Origin of the sequence: Methanocella arvoryzae MRE50, assembly GCF_000063445.1 — an archaeon.
GTDB classification, from domain to species: domain Archaea; phylum Halobacteriota; class Methanocellia; order Methanocellales; family Methanocellaceae; genus Methanocella_A; species Methanocella_A arvoryzae.
The window spans coordinates 2476083-2502086 of sequence record NC_009464.1 but is presented as its reverse complement, the minus strand read 5'-3'; the positions used below and the strand labels follow the sequence as shown (position 1 = coordinate 2502086).

Annotated in this window: 18 protein-coding genes; 10 read left to right on the top strand and 8 right to left on the bottom strand. The window is 55.2% G+C overall.

What is annotated here, in order from left to right; all coding sequences use genetic code 11:
• Positions 1-360: 360 nt before the first annotated feature.
• From RCI_RS12305 to RCI_RS15945, 5 genes are all read left to right on the top strand, one after another.
• A complete protein-coding gene (locus RCI_RS12305) occupies positions 361-1164 on the top strand; it encodes an SGNH/GDSL hydrolase family protein (protein WP_012036776.1) in 804 nt (267 codons plus the stop codon).
• Between the two features lie 77 nt (positions 1165-1241).
• Complete coding sequence (locus RCI_RS12300) at positions 1242-1574, top strand: hypothetical protein (RefSeq protein WP_148266621.1); 333 nt, start codon at positions 1242-1244, stop codon at positions 1572-1574.
• Between the two features lie 3 nt (positions 1575-1577).
• Positions 1578-3419, top strand: a complete 1842-nt coding sequence (locus tag RCI_RS12295) for a hypothetical protein (protein ID WP_012036774.1) — start codon at positions 1578-1580, stop codon at positions 3417-3419.
• A 104-nt stretch (positions 3420-3523) separates the two neighbouring features.
• Positions 3524-6013 carry a hypothetical protein gene (locus RCI_RS12290; protein WP_148266620.1) on the top strand — a complete coding sequence of 830 codons (2490 nt, stop codon included), beginning with the start codon at positions 3524-3526 and terminating at the stop codon, positions 6011-6013.
• Positions 6014-6025: 12 nt separating this feature from the next.
• Positions 6026-7036 (top strand): GNAT family N-acetyltransferase, encoded by a 1011-nt coding sequence (locus RCI_RS15945; protein WP_012036772.1) that lies wholly within the window; start codon positions 6026-6028, stop codon positions 7034-7036.
• Positions 7037-7496: 460 nt separating this feature from the next.
• On the opposite strand, the gene RCI_RS12280 is transcribed toward RCI_RS15945, so the two are convergent.
• The 5 genes from RCI_RS12280 to RCI_RS15940 are packed head-to-tail and all read right to left on the bottom strand — an operon-like array spanning position 7497 to position 12718.
• Positions 7497-8531: a lipid II:glycine glycyltransferase FemX gene (locus RCI_RS12280; protein WP_012036771.1), complete on the bottom strand. Its 1035-nt coding sequence runs from the start codon at positions 8529-8531 to the stop codon at positions 7497-7499.
• Between the two features lie 54 nt (positions 8532-8585).
• A complete protein-coding gene (locus RCI_RS12275) occupies positions 8586-9635 on the bottom strand; it encodes a GNAT family N-acetyltransferase (protein WP_012036770.1) in 1050 nt (349 codons plus the stop codon).
• A gap of 1 nt (position 9636) precedes the next feature.
• Entirely contained in the window at positions 9637-10650 is a 1014-nt protein-coding gene (locus tag RCI_RS12270; RefSeq protein ID WP_012036769.1) for a GNAT family N-acetyltransferase, read from the bottom strand.
• A gap of 10 nt (positions 10651-10660) precedes the next feature.
• Positions 10661-11716, bottom strand: coding sequence for a GNAT family N-acetyltransferase (locus RCI_RS12265; protein WP_012036768.1), 1056 nt, complete (start codon positions 11714-11716; stop codon positions 10661-10663).
• A 6-nt stretch (positions 11717-11722) separates the two neighbouring features.
• The gene (locus tag RCI_RS15940) at positions 11723-12718 is read right to left on the bottom strand and encodes a GNAT family N-acetyltransferase (RefSeq protein ID WP_052309972.1); all 996 of its coding nucleotides are present in this window, start codon (positions 12716-12718) and stop codon (positions 11723-11725) included.
• Positions 12719-13099: 381 nt separating this feature from the next.
• Between RCI_RS15940 and RCI_RS15935 the strand changes: the two genes are divergently transcribed.
• Positions 13100-15481: a S8 family serine peptidase gene (locus RCI_RS15935; RefSeq protein WP_148266619.1), complete on the top strand. Its 2382-nt coding sequence runs from the start codon at positions 13100-13102 to the stop codon at positions 15479-15481.
• A 1029-nt stretch (positions 15482-16510) separates the two neighbouring features.
• Here RCI_RS15935 and RCI_RS12250 read toward each other — a convergent pair.
• A complete protein-coding gene (locus RCI_RS12250) occupies positions 16511-17665 on the bottom strand; it encodes a radical SAM protein (protein ID WP_012036762.1) in 1155 nt (384 codons plus the stop codon).
• A gap of 60 nt (positions 17666-17725) precedes the next feature.
• Positions 17726-19720, bottom strand: coding sequence for an alpha/beta hydrolase family protein (locus RCI_RS12245; RefSeq protein WP_048198560.1), 1995 nt, complete (start codon positions 19718-19720; stop codon positions 17726-17728).
• 173 nt (positions 19721-19893) lie between these two features.
• On the opposite strand from RCI_RS12245, the gene argH reads away from it, so the two are divergent.
• From argH to gatE, 3 genes are read left to right on the top strand one after another with little or no spacing between them, the layout of a single operon-like run.
• Positions 19894-21387 (top strand): argininosuccinate lyase, encoded by a 1494-nt coding sequence (gene argH, locus RCI_RS12240; RefSeq protein WP_012036760.1) that lies wholly within the window; start codon positions 19894-19896, stop codon positions 21385-21387.
• Positions 21384-22643 carry a Glu-tRNA(Gln) amidotransferase subunit GatD gene (gatD, locus tag RCI_RS12235; protein WP_012036759.1) on the top strand — a complete coding sequence of 420 codons (1260 nt, stop codon included), beginning with the start codon at positions 21384-21386 and terminating at the stop codon, positions 22641-22643. Before argH ends, gatD begins: the two co-directional genes overlap by 4 nt.
• On the top strand, positions 22640-24541 hold the full coding sequence (gene gatE / locus RCI_RS12230; protein WP_012036758.1) for a Glu-tRNA(Gln) amidotransferase subunit GatE: 1902 nt from the start codon (positions 22640-22642) through the stop codon (positions 24539-24541). Before gatD ends, gatE begins: the two co-directional genes overlap by 4 nt.
• Before the next feature lie 19 nt (positions 24542-24560).
• Here the strand turns inward: gatE and RCI_RS12225 are convergent, their stop codons facing one another.
• Positions 24561-25037 carry a hypothetical protein gene (locus RCI_RS12225; RefSeq protein ID WP_012036757.1) on the bottom strand — a complete coding sequence of 159 codons (477 nt, stop codon included), beginning with the start codon at positions 25035-25037 and terminating at the stop codon, positions 24561-24563.
• A 137-nt stretch (positions 25038-25174) separates the two neighbouring features.
• Here RCI_RS12225 and RCI_RS12220 point away from each other — a divergent pair, with 137 nt between their 5' ends.
• Positions 25175-25984 carry an Fpg/Nei family DNA glycosylase gene (locus RCI_RS12220; protein WP_012036756.1) on the top strand — a complete coding sequence of 270 codons (810 nt, stop codon included), beginning with the start codon at positions 25175-25177 and terminating at the stop codon, positions 25982-25984.
• Positions 25985-26004 lie beyond the last annotated feature (20 nt).

Below are 26004 nucleotides of genomic sequence, written 5' to 3'. Positions count from 1 at the left end.
GCGTATTCCTTCTGTGCTATCGAGTAGTCTGTGGATTCTGCAGGGGAATCTGTGGAATCAATCAGAATCTGTGGCATCTGTGAGGATTGGCACAGCGCAGCGTTCTTCTTGCTGTCTCGTGAGAGCCTGTACAATCAGGTGAGGCACAGCGCAGCGTTCTTCTTGCCGTCTCGTGAGAGCCTGTACAATCAGGTGAGGCACAGCGCAGCGTTGGTGTACGTTCGGTAGAGAAGATGCAAGAGCCATTCACAATAGAATAGACAACGATTCCAGCGCATGTCGTTACACAGTTAGATATTAATATAATAACGTCAATATTAATATCTCGGCGGGATTCCCATAGACCTCAAAGATTACATCATGACCGCTGCGGAAGTTGCCCGTGGTCGGGGCATAGTATATCTTTTGACCTACAAGGTGACTACTGACACGGAGATTTTCCTGAGGAAGCTGAATCACTTTTATTCGTACGTCTACGCGAAAGTCTTCAACAGGCCCCTGTTTCACGTGATCGGGGACAGCCATACCTGGGCTTTCAAGCGGCAAAGGTCGTTTATAGTCCACAATATCGGGCCGGCGACGGCGTATAACTTAGTCAACAAGAACAGCTCAGTCCAGTCCAACAGGAAACTTTTCGAGGTCATTCGCCGGATCGACATTAAAAAAGACGTCGTCATCATGGTATTCGGAGAGATCGACTGCCGCGTGCACTTCTATAATCAGCACATGAAGAGCGGGGGTAAGGTCTCGATAGAAGAGCTGATGGACAGGACGATCGCCAACTACGGGGAAGTCCTTGCACAGCTGAAAGGCATGGGGGTCAACTTCGTGGTATATGGAGTGCTTCCCGCTTCGAAGCACGTCTTCCGGTTTCCCCCGTACGCTACGGAAAAGATCAAAGAAGACCTGTTTAGCGAATTCCGGAATAGCTACCCCTTCCTCGCATCCCCGGAGGTGCGCAGCCCCATCAACCGCCGGTTCAATCAGAAGCTGAAGACGTTTTGCGAAGCGCACGGCTACAGGTATCTTGACATATACCCCGTCGTGGCAGACGACAGGGGACTAATCAAGGACGAGTTTGCCGCAGACGAGATCCATGTGACGGGGAAAATTATGCCTTACGTCAAGAGTATGCTGGAGAAGCAGGGCTGCCCGAAGGCCTGAGCTTTCGAACAGCGTACATTATCCCTGTCTGGGACTAAGGGAAAATTATTATATATAATAATGCTATGTATATTATTATGCAAATGATTGGGCAGGTATCGTTTGACATTTATAACGTTATACTCATTATAATATTAGCGATACTATCTATCAAAGTCAAGGCTGTTATCCGGATCTCCCGGCAGTTATGGAAGAAGACCTCGAACTACGAGTTCGTCCGAAAAGCGCTGATATACTCATTACCGGTCGCCGGGCTGCTGGGGGTCACCATCCCGACCCTGTTCGGGCTGCTCAACCTCACGATGCTCGGCATCTACCTGGCTATACCCATGATATCGGCCCCTCTAATCTACCACTTCGTTTTCGTTAAAAGGGCAGACTCCGAGAACATCGACGTTATAGGTGTATAAGCCATGGCATACGCGAACGTGATCTCTGCGCTGAAAGAGAGGCCGATGAAAACGCTTACCCTGCTCTATGCAGTTCTTTTTGGCCTGTCCCTCATGCTTTTGGCCGCCAGTCCGGAAAGAACCGTCCTCTACTACATAGTCATAGCGGCTCTGGCCACCGTAGTCATGCTGCAAATTATGACGAAAGAGCATACGGATACGACTGTGGTCATACTGCTGCTGCAGATCATGTTCCTGATGCTGAACGTGCTGTGGGGAGCCACGCTCAAGTACTATTACTACATCGGATATACAGATATTCTCGATCACACCCGCCTGATGAACGATCTGCTGACGTCGGGCTACGTGACGGAGGCGTTCGGCATATACATGCCGTTTGCACTGTGGCACATCCTCTGCGACTACCTCCTGCTGCTGACGGGGCTCGGCCTGCCGGTCAATAAGATCGCTTACATAACCTGCGGCCTGATCTTCGCCTTCGTGCCCCCGGCCATATACCTCGTATCCGAACGCCTGTTGAAGCACAGAAAGATCGCCCTCCTCTCTGCGCTGGTCGTGGTGTTCTATCCGATCCTCATCACATATGGCATGTATTCCATACCCAGGTCGGTTTGTTCATTCCTCTTCATCGTCCTGTTCTGGCTCCTGCTGGAAAGCCCAAAGCATATCAAGTACTACCTGCTGGCCTTGCTGGCCACGCTGGCCATCATCATCTACCACACAGTCTCGATACCATACGTGCTGGTCATGCTGCTGTTGATGTACCTGCTGTACCAGATCTTCGCTAAGGAAGAGAAATCGCCGATCACGTATTCGTATCTGATCATAGCCTCCGCAATGACGCTGCTCTACTGGGTGATCAATGCCCAGGAGCTGGTGAGGACGCTGCTGGTCAACATCATGATGCAGGCCCCTATAGGCGCTTTTACCAAGTCGATCTACACGGCCCCGCTCAACGAGCTGTTCAACTATCTCCAGTACTCGCCGACGGTCCTGTTTGTGATCCTGGCGACCCTGATCGTCATCGGCCACAAGAAGATCGGCACCAACGTCAAGATCCTGTGCCTCGAAGCGCTGCTGCTGGTGCCTGTGGCTTTCCCGGGGCCTCTGATGATGGTCAACAAGCTCTCCGGCAATTTCAACTTCCAGCGGTTCGAGGAATACACGTTCCTGTTCGTCGGCATTGTGGCCGCTATCGGCCTGTACTACCTGTACACGAAAGTAAAGACGAACGTCAGGCCCTTCCTGATCTTACTCTTCGCCATATGGGTGGTCCTGTCGGTATCCAACGACAGGGTAGCGCTGGATAACCCGATCGTGAAAAGGCCATTCTACACCTTCTACGTCACTGAAGAGGAAACGACCAGCATACAGTTGCTCAACAATATGAAGATGGACTCCACCTACATGCTCTCAGACTACATCACCGTCAGATATCTGGAGTCGCTGCCCACGTTCGATGCCAATTACACGAGGATGCTGCAGGTATACAATAACGAGCGGTTCCTGACCAACCGTAGCGAGGACGTGATCCTTATCAGGGACGGGGAGCTGAAGAAGAGGCCGATGCAGCTGTACTACTCACCCGACGGGGAGTTCTCGTCCAGAAACGAGAGCCTGTATACCCTATCCAACTACTACTATAGAGATAACCCCGTCTTCTCCAGCCTCGCCAGCCAGGACAAGATCTTCAGCTCAAAAACGATCAGCGCCTACACTGGCCTCGATAGATATGTGCCGCCCGAGCCAGAGGTCAATGAAACCGTATCGAATCAGAGTGGCAATGCCACCTACAGGAACACCAGTATGCTGATGGGCCCCAGTAAGACAGGGCCGGGCAGATAATTTTTTACCGGGCGCGGAGGGGTTTTCTGATAAAGAATAAGCTCATAATCTCAGGGTTAGCCCTAATTTTGCTGGCATTAATCATCCTGGTGATGAAACCCCTCGTGACGACTGACGCTGGCCCGGAACCGGTCACTAACAGGACAGTCGTGCCCGGCACATTGCCCGGACCGGTCACCCATCCATACCTGTTTTTCAACGACATCAGAGAAACTCCGGGGTACCAGAACCGCAACCTGACCCCGTGGTCTGGCTATGAATACGAGATCATCAGGGGAGCCAACATAGTCTACGATCGTGATTTCAGCGTACCATGGCCGGGGGACCCCCGGGAGGACATCATGAGCCGGGCAGGCTATGCGAAGACCTTCGCGATGGCGTGGCATATCACCGGAGACGAGAAGTACGCGAAGAAGGCCGTGGAGGCGCTGACGAACATCGGGGTCGGTGACCCTTACAGCCCTCACCGCAGATCTGTCGCTGTCAGGGATTATAGCATTGCTTATGACCTGGTGCAGCCGTACATGAGCGAGCAGACGGACGCGAAGGTGAGGGATAAGCTGGCGAAGCTGGCAGATCAGGTCTACCGGGAGCTGAACTCGGACGGGACCGATACAGACTACGTCACCTTCTGGGACTACCATGGCCAGGCATATATCAACGTTGCCTTCGCAGGCCTTGCGCTCGCTGACTATGACAATCCCGGCCGGCTGAGCCTGAAGAGCGGTCCCTCCGACTGGCTGAAGTGCGGCACCGACTACTTCTTCGTTTCCGACCCGCTCCACGACAGGCATAAGCCCATCGTCTACTATGGGTTCGATGCTGCCACAGGCAAGGATCTCATCGGCTACAATACCTACACGCTGGAGAACATGGTGCTGTTCGCCCAGGCATACACCCACGTCACCGGGGAGAACTACGTCGAGAAGTACCCGATCATGAAAGGCCACTTCACCGCAGAGGTATGGGATTCCTACCCGAACGGGGTGGAGGCCACTTATGAGACGCTGCTAAACCTGCGGTTCAACTATCACGCCTGCATCGCCAACCTGCTGGACGAGGTGAACAGAAGCGCCGTCCTGAGGCACTACGACAACGTCAACGCCAACATCCGGTACATGCCCGATCCGAGCACGGAGTGGAACGGTGGCTACACCACAGCCTACCTGTGCGAGCACAACTATAACGACCTGCCCAGAAACCCTCCGCCTTACACCAGCCACCTGAACCCGGACGCCATGTTTCAGACCATGAGAAACGGGTGGTCTGTAGACAGCGACTTCCTCAGCATGGTGACCACCCAGCCCGTCTCCACAGGCACCACGAGGCTGGAGATCAGGGCTGACCAGCTGGGAATACAGTACTACGGCAAAGGCAATATCCTGCTCGCCGACGGCGGGGAGAACAAGTGGGTGAGGAACCCCGACTACGGCATGGCCCCTGTGTACCACAACGTAGTAGTCTTCGAAAACCCCCGGCAGCCCTTCCCGGTCGATGCGGCGAGCGGCGGAAGGTTTGTCGGAGGCTCCAAGGGAGACGCCTCGGGGGTCACCACTCCGGCCAGGGTCTCAAGGACTGTCACAACCCCATGGATGGACATCCTCACGGCGGAGGAGCACATAACCGGTTCTCCTAACTGGACAGGCGAGAAGGAGATACCGTTGAGCTCGCCCATAGACCTGGAGCGCACGGTGCTGCTGCCTGAAGACGGGTACTTCCTCGTGATCGATCGTGCCGAAGGAAGCGAGCCGTGGATCTACCGCAACATATGGAGGCCCGCAAGCTTCGAGATTGTGAAGACCCTCAGCCCGGGGAACATCGGCCGGGTGATCGGCGATCTCAGCCTCGGAGGGTACAGGTACGACTGGCAGGCTGCAGACTACGCAGTCGACGTAGACACCGGTATCGTGACTGAGCACTTCGAGTGGAGCACCACAAACCCCTATGGCAATCCCGTAGAGCTGAAGGTCTACTCGGTGCCGGCATCAAAGGTTTACCTTACAAAGTCCCTGAGCGTGATAGGCGGCAACGACATGGCTTCGGACGTATACTCCCCCATCGTTTATTTCAGGTCTCAGGAGCCGGAGAAAAACATGTACAGGGTCACCGCCCTGATGTCCCGGTACCAGTCGGATCCGGAAGCATCTGCCGCGCAGGTGAAAGTTACGGGCACCGGCAATGCCCTGAGCATTTCTGCCCCCGGCTACGTAGACACCGTATATACCGGCGCTGGCGACAGCCGGTTCGGCAAATTTGCCACGAACGCAGATACAGCCTACATCCGGGCATCTGGCGACGGGTATACCCGGTACACGATCCTGAACGGCACGTACCTCGACGCAGGAGAAAGGCCTCTCGTCAAAGCTACCGGGCCGATGGACTACCTTACAGTAGACAGTTCCGCTGAAGACGTCTCCCTGCGGGTCAAGAGCGATACTTATGTGACCATTACGCTCAGCCAGCTAACTTTGCCTGCAAAATACCGGGTACTCACAGACGGCGTGCAAAGGGACAACTGGGAAGCAGTCAACAGTGACACGATCAGGATCAAGGCCAGCCACGGCGAGCACACATATCAGATATTACCGGCATAGAAGGGAGCAATAGTGCGCATAGGGATCAGGCATCTGGAGAGAAAGCTAATAGTCTACGGTACAATATCGGCTGCGCTGGCAGCGCTGGTCCTCTCCCCGGCATATGCAGGCATCGACTGGATGCACGTAGGGATTATATTGCTAATGGTCGTCGCAGCAGGGCTGGCCACGTATGTACTGTTTGATCGTGCTGCTATTCTGCTGCTGAGGGCAAAGCCTGCCGGGGAGGCAGATGAGCCCCGGCTGTACAGAATCACAAGGAAGATATGCAGCAAAGCAGGCATTCCTGCGCCCCGGATCGCGATGCTCCGGGGCCCGGCTTTTCAGGCATTCGTTCTCGGCATGACAAAGGGCCGGACAGTCCTCTTCATTACCAGGGGGCTGCAGGAGAGGCTAGACGACGAAGAACTCGAAGTGGTGTTAGGGCATGAGCTATCACACGTCGAAGAAATGGGCCTGCTGCCGTATAACGCGGTTATGCTCGGGATCTCGATGCTGCAGGCGGCAGGAAAGCGGCTGACCGGCGTTTTTGCTCCGGGAATTGTGGTATATGCAGAGGTCTTGCGGAACGGGCCTGTCACAGTAGGGAAAGCAAGCCCTTCTGATGTCCCTGCTGCCCTGAAGTTGCTGGTCAGGCATGGCATGTACAGCGTGGTGTACCTGAACGACCTGAGCAGGCTTGCCAGGTCAGGTTCCCCGTTATTCCTCGCCGCCCGATACGATGGCAAGCCGGCAGGGTTTCTGATTGGAGAAATCATCATGGGGCGCTCTGGCAATACAGGGCACATCCTCAAGATCGTCGTAGATGGAAACTACCGGAGAAAAGGCATCGGAGACAGCCTGATGCAAACCTTCGCCGACACAGTGGCAAAGGCCGGGTGCAAAAGCTGCTATATCGAGGTGAGAACCGACAACGCCGGGGCGATCTCGCTGTACCGGAAGCACGACTACCGGGAGAAAACGATAGTGCCGCACTATTACCCGGATGGCACAGGGTGCCAGATCATGGTGAAAGCTCTCTGAGAACAAATCCGGCGAGTGCAGCGCGTTCTACTATGCTCATTGGTGGTGAGCCTGCAAGACGAACGCGGGGCTGTGCGTTTTCTAGTTGCTCTTGTGTGGTGAGACAGCAATACGAACGCTGCGCTGTGCAAAACCTCACAGATTTCACGGATTGAAACTGATTCCACAGATTACGACTGGATAGCACAGATGACGATGGATTCCACAGATAAATAAAAAATATTCTGATCGACTGTCTTATAATTGTAATCCGTGATCGAATAGTATTAGCGTATTCCTTCTGTGTTATCGTGTAGTAATCTGTGGATTCAGCAGAGAAATCTGTGGAATCAATAAGAATCTGTGGCATCTGTGAGGATTGGCACAGCGCAGCGTTCGACATGCGGTCTCGAGTAGCCTGTGCAATCAAGTGAGGCACAGCGCAGAGTCCATCTATTCTTTATAGTACGGAAAGAAAATATTAGAAAATCGTCTTCCTGACGAACCCGAGGTAAGGGCTGGCGAGGATATTGTCGTACCCCCACTCTGAGATCGCTCCCAGCCGGTCTTTCTTCCGGACGTGGAAATAGGGCACCAGGGTCGGGTTGAACTTGGACTTGAACTGGTTCACCCGCTTCATGTCTGCCCCCCAGTTTTCGAGCCGCTTGTAGCCCTGGGCTTTGGCCATTTTGATGAATTCCCAGTTCATGTACTCATTGGAGGCGATCTCGCGGTTGATGGTGGCATCTCCGAACCACCCGGTATACTGGTCTTTATAGCAGCAGTTGATGGCTGCGCCCACGATATCCTGATCTTTGTACATGAAGTACAGCTTGATGTTCTCCGGGAAGGCGGTGAGCAGGTCACGCAGGTATTCGGGGCTCTGCCGGGTGAAGAAGTTGTTGCCGTAGCCCTTGAGGCGGCCGACCATGATGTTGAAGAAAGTATCCACGTCCATAGACTGCTTAATGGTGAGGTTATGTTTGGCGCTGGCCCGGACTTTCTGGCGGCAGTCGTTGTCGAAGCTGTTCCAGATCTCTTCCTCGGTCTGGGTGAGATCGAGGAAGTAGGTGTAAAGTAGCTTGATCTCGTAGCCGTCCCACATGAAAGGCCTGACGTCATACATGTCGGGGACCATGGTGATCGAGACTATGTTAGCCCCTATTCGTTTCAGTTCCCCCGACAGATCGGCCCAGGCATTATCCAGGTACTGCTCTCGTTTCCGCTGCTTCAGGGTCTTGTAGTCATGCCTCATGGCCAGCCCCATGTAGGGTATGTAGGCAAGCGTCCCCTGAGGCGGCGAATAGACCATCTTCACCCCTTTTATGTTTTTGAAAAAGAGAGGGGCGACGGCGTACAGGGTATCGTTTTTAAAAAGTCCGTACGGCCGCATTTCGTAGCCGGAGTGCTTTTCGATGATCTTCAGCAGGTCCCACTTGTGAAAGAGGGTGCCGTAAGGGCTCTGATCTACGAACTTATCCCACAGTTCTTTGTCTGTAACTAACTCGATGGTCATTTGTTCGACTCCTTTGTCCGATCGACGTGAAAGTGAGGTTCACCCATCACCGTCTCACCGCCCCAGTATCCTTGCTACCTTCTCCGAGCCATAGGTGGCTACTTTGAACAGGGGATTCTTTTTAGTGATGTAGAAATACGGCACGAGGTCCGGGTTGAACTTGGACTTGAACAGGTTCAGACGGGCTTCATCGGCCCCGAGATTTTCGTACGTCCGGATCCCTGCAGCTTTTGCCCTGTTGATCAGCTCCCAGAGCAGGTACTCGTTCGCGCTCATGCCGTCTGTCAGCACTGCCGTGCCCATCCAGGTGGTGCACCGGCCCCGGTATTCGTAGTTGACGTCGGCCCCGACAAGCTCGTCGTCCCTGTATAAGAAGTACAGCTTGATATTATCGGGGAACGTAGCCAGCATGTCCTCCAGGTACCGGTAGGTCTGGCGGTGGAAGAAGGTCGAGCCTTCGTCGGCAAGGCTGCCCTGCATGACATCGAATAGCTTCTGCGCGTCTGTGGAACGGACGAGAGACAGGTTTTCCTTTCTGGCACTGGTAATGTTCGTCCGGCATCGCTTGTCCAGGCCTCTCCAGAGTTCCTCTACAGGCTTCGTAAGGTCGAAAGTATAGGTGTACTGGAGCTCCATTTCGTAGCCGTTCCAGAGGTACGGCCTGACATCTACGTCTCCCGGGGCTACCGCGAACGAGGTGTAGCCCGGGGAAAAGCGCCTGAGGAAAAGGTCAGTCTCGCCGATGATCCGGGACATAAGGCTTTCTTTTTCCACCTGAGGCAGATCGTAGTAGGCGGGGCTTAGCGCGAAGCCCATGTACGGCACGTACGAGAGCTTGGCCTGCGGGGGAGAGTAGACAAAGTTAAAGCCTTTCTTTTTCTTGTGGAACAGGGGGATGACACTGATCAGCTCATCATTCCGGTATAGCCCGCAGGGATGCGCCCGGTAGCCGGTATACTTCTCCAGGATCTGCAGGAAGTCCCATTTGTGGAAGAGCTGGGAGTTAGGGCTGGTATCTATGAACCGATCCCATGTGTCTCTGGCAACGATCGGCTCTACGAAGATCCTGGCATTTCCGCCCTTGCTGAAGGTATTATTCTTCATGTCATTTCACCCTGATGGCTTTGGCGAAGCTCTCGACCGCATTGTAGCTTCGCCACATGGTTTCGAACAGAACGTCTTTCTTCTGGGCGTAGAAGCAGGGCTCGAGGGCGGGGTTGAACTTAGACTTGAACAGGTTCAGGCGCTGGTTGTAGGTGCCATAGTTCTCGTGCCTGGTGTACCCGTCAGCCCTGGCCTTCTTGATCAGCTCCCAGTAGAAGTACTCGTTAGTGCTCAGCTCTTTTTGGACCGCTACGTTGCCCATCCAGGACATGTACCATTTCTTATAGCCCAGGTTGATCTTCACCCCGACGACCTCGTCTCCGTTGTAGAAGAAGTACAGCTTGATATTCTCGGGGAAGGCGCGGAGAAGCTCTCCCAGGTATGCGGGATCCCGGCGGTGGTAGAAGGTCGGCCCGTCTTTGGTAAGGTGCTCCTTCATGGTCTCGTTGAACCGGTCGACGTCGCTTACCTCCCGGAAAGACAGGGGATGCTTTTTGGCCTCGTTGATGTTCTTTCTGCAGTCCCGGTCGAAGCCGTCCCAGATCTCCTTGAGAGGCCTGCGCAAGTCCAGCACATAGGTGTACTGCTGGTCGACCTCGTACTGCTGCCACTCGAAAGGCCGGATGTCGCTGACGTCGGAGGTCTGGCCTATGCAGACATAGTTTGGCGTGGGCTTCAGGCCCCTGTGCATGTCCCTCACGATCCAGTCCCATGCGACGAGCTTCTCGTGGGGCGGCAGCTCATGGAAGGCCGGACTCATGGCGAAGCCAAGGTAAGGCACGTTAGCCATGGGCAAAGGCGGCGGGGAGATCATCATTTTAAGCCCTTTCTGGATCCGCAGGAAAAACGGGATAATGCTGATCAGTTCGCCTTCCCTGTAGATCCCGTATGGATAAAGCCTGTAGCCAGTGTACTTCTGCACGATCTGCAGGAAGTCCCACCGGTGAAAGAGCGTCCCGTTAGGGCTTTCTTCCACGAAGCTGTCCCATTTGTCCTGGTCGAGTATCAGTTCCATCCGCTCACCTTCAGGCATGCCTCTTGATCTTTTCCAGCGTGGTCAGGCCATATTTAGCCGTCCTGTACAGCGGGTCCCGCCTGTAGATATAAAACCAGGGAACCAGCGCAGGGTTGAACTTGGTCTTGGAAAGGTTGAGGCGCTTTTCGTCCGCGCCGGTGTTCTCGAAGGTCCTGCAGCCTTCTCGCTTGACCCTCTGCATCTGCTCCCAGAGCAGATACTCGTTCGCGCTGAAGCTTCCCCTGACGGCCGTGTTTCCCATCCAGCCGATGCAGTGCCCGTGGAAGCAGCAGAGGACATTTGCCCCGATGAGGTCTTCTCCGTCGTACAGGAAGTACATCCTGACGTTGTCCGGAAAGGTATCGAGGATCTCCGTCAGGTATTCCGGCCTCTGGCGGTGGAAGAAGGTCGTGCCCTGATTTTTCAGCCCCTGTGCCATTTCACGGGCGAACGTGGCCGTATCGGTGCTCTGGACGATGGACAGGGAATGTTTTGAAGCTTCCTTGATGCATTTTCGAGTATCGCGCTCGAGAGAGTCCCATATAGCCTGGACAGGCCGGTCCAGATCGATGATGTAAGTATACATGAGGTCGGCCTCGTAGCCAGTCCTCTCGAAGGGCCTCACGTCGAGGAAACCGGGGGAAAGCCCCAGCGCCACGTAATTGGGCGACAGCCGGCCGAATTCAGCGCAGATCTCCCCGATGATGGATCTCCATGCGCTCTCCCGGTCGTGAGGCTGTAGCCGGGCGATACCGGCGCTGGTTGCAGGGCCGAGGTAAGGGATGTAGACGAGGGAACTGCGTGGCGGGGAGTAGAGCAGCCTGAGCCCGTTCTGCCGGGAGCTGAAGACCGGCAGGATGCAGGTCAGGTCATTGCCATCGAAGACACCGTAAGGCAGAAGCTTGTCGCCCGTGTACTTTTCCTGCAGTTCCAGGAAAGCCCATTTATGGAAAAGCATGCTATTAGGGCTGTCGTCGACGAACCGGTCCCACAGGGCTTTATCTTCGACGAGTTCTACGGACATGTCAATCCCTGCCTGCCTCTCGCTTCGCTTTCCAGAATTCATGAGGCCTCACGAAACCGCGGCACCATGGCGGAGGCTTCCGGCGATCGAGCCCAGCAGATCGCTTTTTCTTATCGAGAAATGGTATTCGAGAGGAGCGTTGAACATCGACTTGAAGTAGCAGAGCTCCCGCTGCCCCGATCCCGGCAGCTCCAGTGTCGCCAGCCCTTCCGCCTGCTTGCTCCTGATGAAGCTCCAGGCAACATACGCGTCGTTTCGAAGCCCTGAATCGCTGATCCCCCATCCGAGCCAGAAGGAGAACCGGCCCTTATACTGGTAATAAACGATCGGTGCAGCGATCTGATCCCCGTTCCGCAGGTAGCAGATCTTAACGTTATCGGGGAAAGCGGAGATGACTTCTTTGAGGAACTCTGGAGAGGGCGCAGCCTTTGGGGTCCCGCTCCTGCGATAGTGGCTGGCCAAAGCCTTGCAGAACCCGCCCATATCATCGTCCGCAGGGACAATCGACAGGGGGAGCTTTTCAGCTTCCGCTATCAACCCTTTCAGCTTTCCGTCGAACCGGTTCAGGATTTCATCCGCAGGCTGTTTCAGGCTCACCGCGTAGGAATATTGCATCTGGACGTGGTAGCCGCTCCACTTGAAAGGCCTCATGTCTACGAAGCCATTGACCGTGGTAATGCTTATGGAGCCAGCATGCAGCTTTTTGATCTCGGCTTCCATCTCCTCCACGACGTGGTTGAGATAAGACTCCTTCTTGCGCTGCCGGAGCTTATCGTAGATAGGGCTCATCACTAATCCGAGATACGGGATGGCCATGTTTGGAGGAGGCGAAGCTATTGTAACCCAGCCCATGGCGCTCCTGGCGAACACCGGGAACAGACAGACCAGCTCGTCTCCCCTGTAGATACCGTAGGGATAAAGACGGTAGCCAGAGCACTTCTCGATGATCCTCAGGAAGTCCCACTTGTGAAAAAGGGTGCCGTAGGCACTTTCATCCATATGCTTATCCCATAGATCCTTGTTATCGATCAGCTTAACGACCATTTTCGGCCACCATCAGGTATTTTAAAGTTTGAGCTGTAAGCGAGCTCTAAGCTATAGATATATAGGCAATATTTTATCAACTTATTATATAAATTTAACCATATAATTTTGTCCCGGCTGGAACAGCAAAGAAACATGGTCAGGGACTCCTCGCTATCCATGCCTTCTTTTGCCAGAAGCAGTCTGTATAGCCCCCTACGCCCTAAATATTTATATAATAATAGCATAATACTAAACTTAAATATAAAAGGCATATCCAGAAACACCCATAGCAGCTTTCAGTTATTCAAAGAGAGCTAAATCGACGGGGGTATACATATTAAAAGACTAAGACAACTCTGTACAATACTGATTATAATTGGACTAATTGTAGCGTTGATAGTGCCGGCAACAGCCACTGCCGCAAAGCAGGGTAAAAGCGACACTTCGCACAGGTATATAGTAACCTACAAGAAGACGATAGATAACCAGAAGCAGGGAGCCTCGCTTCTATCCCAGGGCGCCGCCTCGAAGGAGGCGAAAACCCGGGACCTCGTCAAAGCAGGCGGAAAAGTCAAGTACAACTATAATATCATCGACGCTGTTGCAGTCGACCTGCCGGACAGCGAGGTAGCAGCGCTCAAGGCGAGGCCGGACGTGGAAAGCGTAGTAAGGGACTCGATCGCTTACGCAGACCTGGACGAGGTACCCTACCACGTAAACGCTTCAGTCGCCTGGTCCACAGTCCCGGGCTACACGGGTAAAGGGGTCAACGTAAGCGTGATCGATTCGGGCATCGACGCCACCCATCCTGACCTCGCAGGCAAAGTGATCCTGTGGAAGGACTTCCTGAACGACAGGGCAACACCGTACGACGACTTCGGGCACGGCACCTTTGTCGCGGGCATCATCGCAGGATCCGGAGCCATGTCTGGCGGCGAAGTCAAAGGGCTGGCTTACGACGCCAGCCTGTTCGGCGTCAAAGTCCTGAACCCTTCAGGCACCGCCTACGTCAGCGACATCATCGCTGCCATAGACTGGTCGGTCCAGAACCATGCAGACGTAATCTCGATGTCCCTGTCTAACCCCACCCACATCCAGGCGCTCGACGACGCCGTCCACAACGCCGCAGAAAATGGCGTGGTCGTAGTCTGCTCTGCGGGCAACACAGGCCCCTATAAAGGCTCCATCAGATGCCCTGGAGACTCCCCGGACGTGATCGCTGTCGGCTCGGTGAGCATGAGTGACAGGCTATCTAGCTTCAGCTCCCGGGGCCCGACCCAGGACGGCCGGATCAAGCCGGACATCGTCGCTGTCGGGGAATACGTCATCTCTTACAGGTCCAGCGGAAGTACGATGGGGAACCCGCTCGGCCAGTACTACTGTTATGCCTCGGGCACAAGCGCCGCCTGCCCCCAGGTAAGCGCGGCCAGCGCCATCCTGCTGCAGGCGAACGGCAGCCTGACCCCGGAAGAGATCAAGGACGTGCTGATAAGAAATACCTACCACCTCAGCGATACATACCCGGAGAACGGCCAGGGCTGGGGACGGCTCAACATAGCCCCCGCGTTAAACGAAGTACTGCAGGTGACGCCAACACCTACACCAACACCTACGCCGACAGCAACACCAACACCAACTCCGACCCCGACAGCAACACCTACAGCAACACCTACAGCAACACCTACACCTACGCCAACACCTACTGTTACACCGACAGTAACACCTACACCTACTGCAACCCCGACGCCTACACCAACACCAACACCAACACCCACGGTTACACCGACAGTAACACCAACACCTACGCCGACGGCAACACCCACGGCAACACCCACGGCAACGCCTACGCCGACACCAACACCAACACCCCCTGTATCGAAGACATTCGTATCTAACTACGGTTCGAACACTGTGAGTGTAATCGACCAGTCTACTAATACTGTGACGGGCACGATCATCACAGGCTCCAGGCCATATGGTATCGTCCACAGCCCGGATGGCTCTCTCGTCTACGTGGCAGTAGAAGGACTGAACCGCGTGGCGATCATATCGCCGGCGAACAACACGGTATTACGTATTATCAACGTGGGCAGCGAACCTCACGGTCTGGCCATATCGCCGGATGGTACCCGCCTCTATGTAGGCAACTACGGCAGTAATTCGATCACCATCATCGATACGTCAGACACCAGCCAGCCCAGAATCATAAAAACTATAAATGGAATCACCAAGCCTCACCAGCTATGGCTGCACCCTGACGGCAACCGCCTCTACGCAGGCGCATACCAGGCCAACAACGTCTACGTAGTCAACGTAGCAGGCGACAGCGGCATCATCGAGGCAACCATCGCAGGTAACAAGCCCTACTTTATATCGCTTGACCCGGCTGGCGAGAAACTGTTCGTGGCCAACTACGGAGCTAATAATATTCAGGTCTATGACGCGAGCTCTCTCGCCCTGCTCAGCACAATCAATACCGCCGCAGGCCCACTAAGCCCCATAGTCAGCCCGGACGGCAACCGCCTGTACTACGTGACCGACAGCAACAGCAACCTCATAATCGCCGACGCCCAGGACTACTCGACCATCAAAACAGTAAAGTGCGGCGCCGGAGTCAGAGGCATAGCCTGCACCCCTGACGGCTCCAGGGTCTATGTGACTAACATGAATAGCCACAGCGTGACGGTTGTCGACGTAAGCGATGATGCTGGCACAGTGCTTAAAACGATACCCGTCGGCGCCTACCCGTACGGGTTAGAGCAGTTTGCGGGCCGTTATTAGAAGGTTAATACCAGACCGCCACCTCGTGGCGGTTTATCTTTTTTATTGTCGTTACTGAAACGTTTCGTACGAGTGCCAGTACCATTTACACGAAGTACCCGAAGTACACGAAGTACTCAAAGTTAGATAATAACGGCATGCTGAAAAATAATCATAAAGTAAAAACTTCGTGTATGATCTTCCTGAAACATTTCTGACAGTTCCTGTGCTATGACGTTCGCCTTTTGAACGCCTGCGAATGCAGGCGTTCTCAAGGCGATTCCCGACAGCCGGTTTTCCCTCTCCAATCCTCCGGGCACTCACCTTCCTCCTCTCAGACCTCCAGACCTCTCTGACCTCCCAGTTTGAAAAAAGTCTCCCTGATCTCCGGGCACTCCCCAACCTCACATTTTCCATGGTACGTCTACGCAAGCATGACAACCGAGAGGTTTCGGAGGCCCCGGAGATCAGAGAGAACGATCTCAGGGAGAGGTCAGAGAGGTCAGGAGATCAGAGAGGAGAACAGTGAGGAACCGGAGGCCAGGGAGGACTTGAATTAAAAGGCGCGGGGGCAAAGAGTCAGATGATGATCGGAGCCTTGATCAGGCATAAGTGATGAAAAACTGGCAGTTTTCAGTTTCTGAGCTTGTAAAGCCGCCAAGCTCGCCAAGGTGCCAAGCCCGCCAAGATACACATTTTCATAGAACGCCAAGATTTATTTTAGCGATATCTTCTGATCCTGATCACAAAGTCCTTGGCGAGCTTGGCTCCTTGGCGTGCCTGGCGGTATTTTCGACTCACACATGGCCAACTTTCGATTTTTCATAGCCTCTACCTGAATGTTCCATTTTTCATAATGCGAGTGCTTGGCGGCCTTGCAGCCCTCGCCGAAACAACAAGTTTCATAGGACGCGAAGGTTTTCTGATTAGACTTTGCGTCCTTGCGCCTCTGCACCTTTGTGAACTAAGTACAAGGCGGCCCGGCGCCGGCGATATCCAGACTTTTCACAGGACTATAAGCAGATAGGCCATTTAAGGCTATAATAAGAATCAGCGCAGCACTGCATTGTAGACGTTGTCCGTCGTCCTCGTGATCTCAGCCGTAATATGAGAGCCTACAGGCTTATCGGTGAGCACTCCGATGACTCTCCCGCTGGCTACGGCCAGCATCTCTCCGAAAACCCGGCCGGGGGCGACGATCTGTACCTTGACGAGGTCGCCCTTCCGGAACGCTCTGGGCAGGGACTTCGCCTTGTGGATGCCGAAGTCCTGCGGAGTGAGCCTGAGATGCAGATCATATTTCCGTTCGAACTCCTCCAGCTTCTCGAAGAACTGATCGAAGCGCAGCGGTTTACCTCTGACTTTTTTCCCGAACTGGTACCGGACGTAGTTCTGGATGCCGAAGCCGGGGTACTTGCGGCCGACGCCGATTTCCAGGCCGAATTCGATGATCTTCTCGATTTCGCCGTCGTTGAAGCCGGGGACCCAGACAGGGGCGAGCAGCACGTCGATGTCGTTCTCCAGGCACCAGCGGGCCACGTTCTTCACGTGCTCTACGCTGAACTTCTTTGTGCCCGCCAGGATCTGGCCGGTGCGCTCATCCATCGAAGAGAGCGAAAGGTTGATCCGGTCTAACAGGCCTGACATGGCCTTGATCTTTTCCTCGTCCAGAACCATGCCGTTGCTCTGTGCCGAAATGACCTTTACACCGGGGACTTTCCGAAGCTTTTCCAGAAGTTCTACCATGTAAGGGTATAGGAACGGCTCGCCCTGGCCGTCGATGTGCGCTTCTATGTCATCACCCTTGAGGGCAGCCAGCTTAGCGAACTCTTCCACTAAATAGTCAGTATCGACGATGAAGTCAGTCTGCCTCGTCTGAGTATGGCCTTCGTCCACGCTGCAGAAGATGCAATTGAGATTGCACCCGGATATTGGGCGAACCTGGATGAGGTTCGTGCCCCTGTCGATGAGCCCGAAGGCGGTGTGCCCTATGAGCGGTATTTCGGACTCCTTCGTGACGTAGACGAGCGGCCGGTGAGTGCAGTGGTGCTTCAGGACCTTGGGCTCGTGCATGGACACGATCTCCTCGTCGGAGTACTTCTTGCTAAGCTTTGTGTAAAACTGGTGGGGTACCCTCACCTCGATGGTGTCCCTCAGCACGAACACCCTGTCGTTGCCCTCGTCGTAGACTTCTGAAAAAATCATGTTCCTCTTAACTCGTCCCGTTGTAAAATATATAATTTTTGTATCTGGCCATGCGCCGCCTCAGCCTGCGACTTCTGTCCCGTTAACCCGGCTTCTGAAGACGTCCTCCGGGTACGCCTGCGTCCCGTTCAGAAGGGGGGAGTCCAAACCAGTCAGGTGCCGGTCGAAGAAGGCCACGAGATAGGCGTTGATGATCCTGCTCGCGTGCCTGCCGTCGACGGGTCCGGCATCTATGGGCAGGCCCAGCGCGCCCAGGTCGTTGAAATTGCCGTGCTCCGTGCCCTTGATTCCCACGTAGTATGCTGTCGAGGGGGCGGTGTAAACCTGCATCTGGTAGCCGTCCCAGATCGTCTTCAGCTCCTCGAACTGCTCCCGGGTGAGCAGACCCTGGTTGACGGCATCGTATGGCCGGTCGTAGCTCAGCCGGGACCCGCGGAGGAATAGCAGCGTCGGCTTGTCTATGCTCACGTTATGGTACAGCGCCCCATCGAGGTCTGACGCTGCCTTGATCCGATCATCCCTCTCCGCGCTGCTGATGGCTGCGGCGCCGCCAAGGGAGAAGCCGAGGGTGCCGGCCCGGGCAGTGTCGATCCTGCCCCTGAACAGGTCATCAGACTGGTTTAGCGCTTCCATGCGATCGAGGACGAAGGATACGTCGTCCGCTTCCCGGAGCTCTACCTCTGCGTTGTGACGGGCCCAAAGCTTAGCGTTCTCGTAGTAGGACAGGTTGAAGTCGTAAGGATCGTTCTGGATCAGAGTATAATTGAAGTCACTCTCCAGGATACGCCCGTCCGGAAACATAGTGCCCCGGGAGTTATACGTATGGGAGATACCTGCGACGACGTAGCCGTGGCTGGCCAGATCGGTGGCTGTGACAGCCATCAGCAGGGGGGAAGAGCCGTCCCCGTGGGACATGAGCAAGACCGGATATCGAGACCGGCCGGCAGCTACCGGCGGAGCGGGATACGCGTGGTCGCTGAGGCCCTCGAGGAAAGCGGTCGAAAAGACGTTCCCCGCCCTCACGCCCCTGGCCGTGGTTGCGTCCATGGCAGGGGCTTCAGTCAGGTTTCCGGGCACGTCGGCGGGATACCAGACGTATACCATCAGTTCCCGGTAAGTAGAGTTGCCTGTGGCGATCTCGGTCCGGTTCTCGTCTACCCAGTCATAGGCTACTTTTCCTACTTTGTACGGCCCCGAAGGTTCCGGATAGCTGATGCCTGTATTTACAGTTGCAATACACACCGCCGATGCAAGGGTGGCCAGAACGACCAGAGCTGCCAGAAGCGCGGGCATTCTATCCTTGTATTTGTCCGACATAGCCCCGGCTGCCATGATGGCTGCGGACGCAAGGTAGAGTGCGACCCCGACAATTCTGGGCCCGGGAAAGCCCCCGGTCAGGTACCAGTTTACGGGTGACAGGAGTTGAAACGCCATGAAGCAGGTGAGGAATAGCCCGGGAATGAGCAGACTTTTCTCCGCCTTCTCGTAGATCCACAGCGCGATGAAACCCGCAGGGATCAGGCCGGCGAAAAGCCACACGTTGTTGCCGTCGGACACCAAGGCCGCGACGATGAAGAGGGCCATGCTCAGGTACAGCGAGCCCGTGAAGATCAGCCCCTTGATTACGACAGCGTGCTTCTCCGAGGCCCGGGTTAGCAGGAACCCCGAGAATGCCGTCGTGATGGCCATGACATAGAGAATTTTGATAAACATGCCCGCAACGTTTGCCAGGTCCCAGAAGTTCAGGCTGAGCGGGAGCGATAGGCCGTGGTACAGGCCATAAATAGCCAGGGCGGCGACCTCTACTCCAAGAGGAAGCAGAACTGCCAGCACGTACCATACGGGGCGGACTTTCCACCGGGCCATGCGACCGAGAAAGTCTTTCAGGCCGCTCCAGCCGTACCCCGGCACTGCCAGCGCGATCGGCACCATCACTATACCTGCGATGCCCGCGAGATGGACGAGCAGCCCCGAGCCTGCAAATACGATAGCCATTGCTATCCACGCGATGACTATGCCAGCGAGAGCACTGGCAATCGGGACTACCTTATTCACAACACACACCTGCAGCCGGTCTGCCTTTCAATGCACCCGCTATCTCTCGGCTTCCCTGTATTTAACCATTCAGCCTCGCCTGCCTCGCCGGGTGCGGTATACAATGAAAGAATGATATATTATGACAGGAGAAATATACCCGACGTCAATTCATTTTATCAGAGTGTGCGGATATGGAAAACAAAGAGGATATTCTTCGCCGCGGGCGGCTGGCGGCCGAGAAGAAGAAGGAAGTGGGCGAGTTCACCGCTTCTATACCGGCCGACCGGTGGCTTTTCCCGTCGGACCTGCTCGTGGACAAGGCGCATACAGTCATGCTGGCCCGGCAGGGGATAATCGCAAAAGAAGACGCGGCGGCCATCCTGAAAGCGCTGGCAGCGATCGAGCATGAGGGCGTTGACGCTGTGAACATTCCGGCGTTCGAGGACGTCCACATGGCGATCGAGTCGAAGCTGATCAAGGCCGTCGGGGAGAACGCCGGGGGCAGGATGCACTCGGGCCGGTCCCGCAACGACGAGGTGGCCACATGTATCCGCATTTCCGCGAGGAAAGAGCTGCTCGGGCTGATGGCTGACCTCCAGGATCTCCGCAGCGCCTTACTGGCCCTGGCAGAAGAGCATAAAGAAACGCTCATGCCCGGCTTCACTCACCTGCAGCACGCCCAGCCCACCACGCTGGCCCACCACATGCTGGCCCACGCGTCCTCGTTCGGCAGGGATTTCGAGCGGCTGGCCGACGCGCTGAAGTTCGTCAACATCAGCCCCCTCGGCAGCGCCGCGTTCGCTTCCACAGGCTACAACCTCGACAGGGATCTGACCGCAAAGCTGCTGGGTTTCGATCGCCCCATGGATAACTCCATGGACGGCGTCTCTGCCCGGGACTTCATCCTCGACCTCACTTCGAGGATGGCCATCATAGAGGTGAACCTGAGCAGGCTGGCGGATGAACTGGTACTGTGGAGCACCTCGGAGTTCGGCTTCATCGAGCTGAGCGACACGTACGCTTCCACGAGCTCGATCATGCCCCAGAAGAAGAACCCTGACGTGTTAGAACTTGTAAGAGGCCGCAGCGGCACAGTGATCGGCCACATGATGGCTGCGTTCACCATTGTGAAAGGCCTGCCATATAGCTATAACTCGGATTTACAGGAAGTGACGCCGCAGCTGTTGCGGGCTTTCGAGATCACCAGGTCCTCGGTCAGGATCATGGCCGGGGCCATCCAGACCATTACGGTTAAGAAGGAAGAGATGAGGCGGAAGAGCACGATGGGCTTCACCACGGCCACGGAGATCGCCGATACCATCGTCAGGTCGACTGGCCTGCCATTCCGCACCGCCCACGGCATCGTGGGCAGGCTGGCCAGAGAAGGCGGCAATCCGTCGCTGGCCGACGTCGACAGAGCCTCTGTCGAGATGATCGGCAAAAAAGTCAGCGAGATGGGCCTGACCGAGAAAATGGTCGAAGAAGCCAAGGATCCATGGAGCAACGTGGAGCGCAGGAGCATCGTGGGAGGCCCTGCACTAAAAACGGTTGAAAAGAAGATCAGCACAGAGCGCAAGAAGATGCTGCTGGACGCAGCGTTGCTCTCGAAGATGAACGACAGCCTGGAAGAGGCTTACCGCAGCCTCGACCGGGAGGTCAGGAGCATGACGGAGGGACAAGAGTGATCATCAACGGCCAGGAGTTCGCCGAGGGCGACCGGGTAAAAGTGCAGAAGGGCGGCAGAAGCTACGAGGGTATCCTGATGCCCTCCCGCAGCGGAAACATCGTCCTCAAGATGAGCAACGGCTACAACGTAGGCCTGGCACCGGAGGGCTCGACTGTCGAATTCATCGAAAAGTCAGCCCCGCCGGCTTTCCGGTTGGCGCCCCACGTTCACATAGAGAACAAGCAGTTGCCTACAGTCTCGATCCTGTCCACCGGCGGCACAATCGCCAGCAGAGTGGACTACAGGACCGGTGCGGTCTCCTCCCAGTTTACCCCGGACGACATCATGGACTCGATCCCGGAGCTGACGGAGATCGCCAACTACAAAGGCGAGGTCCTGAGCATGATCTTCAGCGAGGACATGGACGCCTCGATCTGGCAGAACCTCGCCCGGGCGGTGCACCGCCACATCAAGGAAGGTGCCCATGGAGTCATCATCACCCACGGCACCGACACGCTGATGTACACGGCCGCCGCGCTCTCCTTCATGGTGCAGTCGCCTGTGCCCATCGTGCTGGTGGGGTCCCAGAGGTCCTCAGACAGGCCCTCGAGCGACAACGCGATGAACGCCATCTGTGCTGCCGCGGTAGCGGTATCGGACATTGCGGGCGTAACAGTCGTGATGCACGGCTCCACCTCGGATGACGTCTGCTACGTGCACAGGGGCACGAAAGTCAGAAAGCTGCACACCTCGGCGAGGACGGCTTTCCAGTCGGTGAACGAAGCGCCGATCGCTAAAGTGGACTACGCGACCCGGGCGATCACGGTCTCCGGGGAGTACCAGAAGAGGGGCGAGAAGAGCCTGGAGCTACGTGATAAGATGGATGGCCGGTGTGCCCTGGTTAAGTTCTATCCCGGCATGCCTGCGGATATCATCGACTTCTACTTAGACAAGGGATATAAGGGCCTGGTAATCGAAGGCACAGGCCTGGGCCACGTGAACTCCGGCTGGCTGCCCACAGTGAAAAAGGCCATAGACTCGGGCATGACCATCGTGATGGCTTCCCAGTGCATCAATGGAAGAGTCTGCGACAGGGTATACTCCACGGGGATAGACCTCCTCAACGCAGGCGTGATAGAGGGCCAGGACATGCTCGCCGAGACAGCGCTGGTAAAGCTCATGTGGACGCTGGGACAGACGACCGACCCCGGAGAGGTCAGGAGAATCATGGAGACGAATATAGCGGGAGAGATCAACTGGAGGACTCAGGTATGACCGACAACAACGGTTCTATAGATTACCAGGCCATAGGCCTCAAGTCTGGCCTGGAAATCCACCAGCAGCTGGCCACGAGGACTAAACTGTTCTGCCGGTGCCCGAACGAGATCAGGGAGACAGAGCAGTCGAACTTCGAGTTCTTCCGGTACCTGAGGGCGAGAGAGAGCGAGATGGGTGAAGTGGACCGGGCTGCGGCCGAGCAGGCCATGACCCGGAAGAAGTTCGTATACAAGGCGTACGACACTACGTGCCTGGTGGAGAACGACGAGGAGCCGCCTTCACCGCTGAACTCCGAGGCGCTCGACATAGCGCTCAAAGCCTCCGTACTCTTCAATATGACGCCGGTCGACGAGGTCTTCGCCATGCGCAAGATAGTGGTGGACGGCTCGAACACCACAGGCTTCCAGCGGACCTGCTTCATCGCCTCCAACGGCTTCATCGAGACCCCGATGGGCAGGGTAGGCATGGATACGCTGTGCCTTGAAGAAGATGCGGCATCCAAGGTAGAGGCGAAGAGCGACGCCACGATATACTCGCTGGACCGGCTGGGCATTCCCCTGATCGAGATCGCTACCGCACCCGACATCAAGTCGCCGGCACAGGCAAAGGAAGTAGCGCTAGCGATAGGCACCTTGCTGCGGTCGCTGAAAGTGCGCAGAGGACTCGGAACGATCAGGCAGGACGTAAACGTCTCGATCGCGAAGGGCGCAAGAGTCGAGATCAAAGGCGTGCAGGCGCTGGACCTGATAGAGCAGGTCGTGGAAAAAGAGGCACAGAGGCAGCTAAACCTGCTGGCCATAAAAGACGAGCTGCTCGCCAGAAAGGCCAGTGTCATAGACGAGATCTTCGACATCACTGAGATCTTTAAAGCCGCCGAGTCGAAGGTGGTCAAGAAAGCGCTGGCAGCCGGTGGTGTCGCCTATGCGATCAAGCTGCCCGGCTTCAAAGGGCTCATCGGCAGAGAGATCCAGGCGGGGAGAAGACTGGGCACAGAGTTCTCGGACAGGGCCAAGCGAGCGTCCGGAGTGGGCGGCATCTTCCACATCGACGAGCTGCCTAACTACGGCATCACTCAGGCCGAAGTTGACGCGGTAAAAGCAAAGCTCGGACTCGGCGAGAACGACGCCTTTGTCATGGTCGCAGACACGAAGACGAAGTCGAAGAACGCCATGGAAGCGGTCATCAGACGGGCTAAAGAGGCCTTGATCGGCATACCAGAGGAGACCAGAGGGCCGCTGCCGAACGGCAACACTGAATACATGAGACCGCTGCCCGGAAAGGCAAGGATGTACCCGGAGACCGATGTCATGTCGGTACCGATCACCAGGGCTTACATGGATCAGATAAGGCAGGACATGCCAGAGCTTCTAAGCGAGAAGAAAGACCGGTTCATGAAGCAGTACGGGCTCAACGAAGAGTTCGCGAAAGGCATAGCCTATTCCGCAGACGCCGATCAGTTCGAGGAGCTCGCTAAGAAGTACAACCCTACCCTGGTAGCCAGAACGATTCACGGCACTATGACCGAACTACGAAGAGACGGGGTACAGATCGACGCGATAACGGACAAACACCTGGACGAGCTGTTCACGCTGGTCGACGGCGGCAAGATCGCAAAAGAGGCCATACCGGCGGTGCTGAAAGAGACAGCGGAGCAGCCGAAGAAAGGCGTCGAGGACGCAGTCAAGCGCATGGGCCTGGGAGGCGTCAGCGAAGAGGAAGTCAGGCAGATCATCGGCTCCATCGTCGCCGAGAAACGAGACTTCGTCAAAGAGAAGGGCGATGCTGCGATGAGCGGCCTGATGGGCCTGGCCATGCAAAAGCTAAGAGGCAAGGCTGACGGCAAGCTGATCAACAAAATACTGAGAGAAAAGATCCAGGAAGAGCTGAAGAAATAGGCTCTTCCATTATCCTTTTTTAGCGCGGGCTAAATACGTCCGAAAACTTCTTGATCCCCAGCACGCCCTTTGCATACCAGAGCAGGGCCAGTCCTATTAGTGAAGATACGATGATCGGCAGAGTGCCGACGGCCATAGCCCCACGATTATATGCAGAGAACAATGGAAGGGCGATACCTGCGAAACAGATGAGTAACATGAACAGCCAGCCGCCATACTCGAGGCTCCAGAGCTTCATAGACACGAAAGCACCGCCGGCCACGAGGATGAAGAGGATGGCCAGGAGGACAGTGCGGTCCATACCGGAGGCCTCGACGTTGAGCATAGTCAATATCGAGAAAGCGAGCAATGCTGCGATGAAGACGAATGCCATTGCCCGAAGTATGATCACTTTAAGGCCTGCGTGCTTCACGCTCATATCCAGCCGCCTGCCAGGGGGCGCCCGGGCAGGAATCCTCAGGCTTCCCATATCCTTTTCAAGGTCATCGATGCCCATATCTGTCACTACTGATAATGTCGTCAAAGTTAAGAAGTTTACGATAAAGCTAATTCAGGCTAAGAGAGATTACTTTTGCTGCGGATACTGAAATAGCATATGTGACAGAACGTTATCATGTTAGATGAGAGAATGATATGCCAGAATTACCAGAGATATACAATCTTGCCATGCAGATGAACAAAGAGCTCCAGGGTAAGACGATAGCAGATATAGAAATAGTACAGGAAAAGTGCCTGAACGTGAACAGCGCAGAGTTCAGAGACCTCCTTACAGGAAAGAGAATAGGAGAAACTAGATCAAGAGGAAAGTGGATCTTCACGGCGGCTGGAGAAGATAGGACACTCCTGCTGAACCTCGGCATGGGAGGAGATGTGCTATATCACAGACCGGGATCTGAACCGGAAGGAAAATATAAGCTAAAGTTCACATATACTGACGCATCGGCACTGTCGATCAACTTCTGGTGGTTCGGTTACGTCCATATTGTCAAGAATAATGAGCTCAAAAGCCACAAGATGACTTCAGCACTCGGCATATCCCCTATTGAACCTGAGTTTACCTTTGACTGTTTTAAGAAACTACTGTCCGGCAAGAGGTGCTCACTCAAGACGCTCTTGCTGGATCAAAAAATCATTGCAGGAATCGGCAACGTGTACGCCCAGGACATCCTATTCACAGCGAGGCTGCACCCGGATAGGAAAGTCCGCCAGTTATCAGATGACGAGATAGAGAGATTATTCAAATCCATCATAGGCAATCTGCATAATGCCGCTGCCCATGGCGGCTTGAAGTTCGAAAAAGATCTCTATGGCCACAACGGAAGCATCGATAGCTTTTTGGTCGGCTACAAGGAAGGCCAGCCATGTCCAGTATGTAATACTACTATTGAGAAGATTAAAACAGGCAGCACTGCTTCATATATTTGCCCGAAATGCCAGCTGTAAGCGTAAATGGATGGAAACTT

Bases quoted from the DNA above. Each gene is read 5' to 3' on its own strand.
- RCI_RS12295 (WP_012036774.1), top strand. From the start codon at position 1,578: ATGGCATACGCGAACGTGATCTCTGCGCTGAAAGAGAGGCCGATGAAA.
- RCI_RS12305 (WP_012036776.1), top strand. From the start codon at position 361: ATGACCGCTGCGGAAGTTGCCCGTGGTCGGGGCATAGTATATCTTTTG.
- RCI_RS12300 (WP_148266621.1), top strand. From the start codon at position 1,242: ATGCAAATGATTGGGCAGGTATCGTTTGACATTTATAACGTTATACTC.
- RCI_RS15940 (WP_052309972.1), bottom strand. From the start codon at position 12,718: ATGGTCGTTAAGCTGATCGATAACAAGGATCTATGGGATAAGCATATG.
- RCI_RS12270 (WP_012036769.1), bottom strand. From the start codon at position 10,650: ATGGAACTGATACTCGACCAGGACAAATGGGACAGCTTCGTGGAAGAA.
- RCI_RS12220 (WP_012036756.1), top strand. From the start codon at position 25,175: ATGCCAGAATTACCAGAGATATACAATCTTGCCATGCAGATGAACAAA.
- RCI_RS12250 (WP_012036762.1), bottom strand. From the start codon at position 17,665: ATGATTTTTTCAGAAGTCTACGACGAGGGCAACGACAGGGTGTTCGTG.
- RCI_RS12275 (WP_012036770.1), bottom strand. From the start codon at position 9,635: ATGAAGAATAATACCTTCAGCAAGGGCGGAAATGCCAGGATCTTCGTA.
- RCI_RS12265 (WP_012036768.1), bottom strand. From the start codon at position 11,716: ATGAATTCTGGAAAGCGAAGCGAGAGGCAGGCAGGGATTGACATGTCC.
- RCI_RS12225 (WP_012036757.1), bottom strand. From the start codon at position 25,037: ATGGGCATCGATGACCTTGAAAAGGATATGGGAAGCCTGAGGATTCCT.
- gatE (WP_012036758.1), top strand. From the start codon at position 22,640: ATGACCGACAACAACGGTTCTATAGATTACCAGGCCATAGGCCTCAAG.
- RCI_RS12280 (WP_012036771.1), bottom strand. From the start codon at position 8,531: ATGACCATCGAGTTAGTTACAGACAAAGAACTGTGGGATAAGTTCGTA.
- argH (WP_012036760.1), top strand. From the start codon at position 19,894: ATGGAAAACAAAGAGGATATTCTTCGCCGCGGGCGGCTGGCGGCCGAG.